A 544-nucleotide genomic window follows, 5' to 3' on the forward strand; every position below is an offset into this window, starting at 1 on the left:
TTGAGGGTTTCCGATCCATGCCCGGTGAGAATGAAATCAGCAAGGCGGTGTCAGATCTCCGCCTTGCTTTCAGTTCTCAGTTGGGGACGCCGGGCTATTCCCTGCAATTCTGGTTTGCTCATACGCCTGAACTTGGCGCGGCCGACATTAACCGTGCGCTGGCGGTCACGGAAAGTGTTGCGGCCGATACGGGACTGGACATTCAGGATCTGATTGACGAGCGACGCCGGCTCCTGCCTGAAAGGCTTACCGGCGAACGCTGTTTCATGGCGCTTTGGTCACGTCCTACTTTGATGACACGACAGGAAGCCAAGACCAGCTCCGAAAAGATGCGCAAGGAAATGCAGAGCGCTCCGCAAATGCGCAATGCGCAATGGCCTGCTCTTGCGACCGATGCGTTGGTGACAAGGCATCGTTCATTTTACGAGGCGATGGTTCGTGAGGCCGATATTGTCGGTATCGAGATCGAGCCTCTGGAAGTTCATGACGCTCTGGCGCAGATCAAAGGCGTCCTCAATCCGGAATATCTGATCACCGGCGAACG

Annotated in this window: 1 pseudogene; it reads left to right on the forward strand. The window is 55.9% G+C overall.

The features are described 5' to 3' along the window. Positions 1-17: 17 nt before the first annotated feature. Positions 18-544, forward strand: a pseudogene (locus tag HBA93_RS18140) (hypothetical protein); the annotation flags it as partial.

Source organism: Ochrobactrum sp. SFR4 (genome assembly GCF_019730395.1).
Classification (GTDB): domain Bacteria; phylum Pseudomonadota; class Alphaproteobacteria; order Rhizobiales; family Rhizobiaceae; genus Pseudochrobactrum.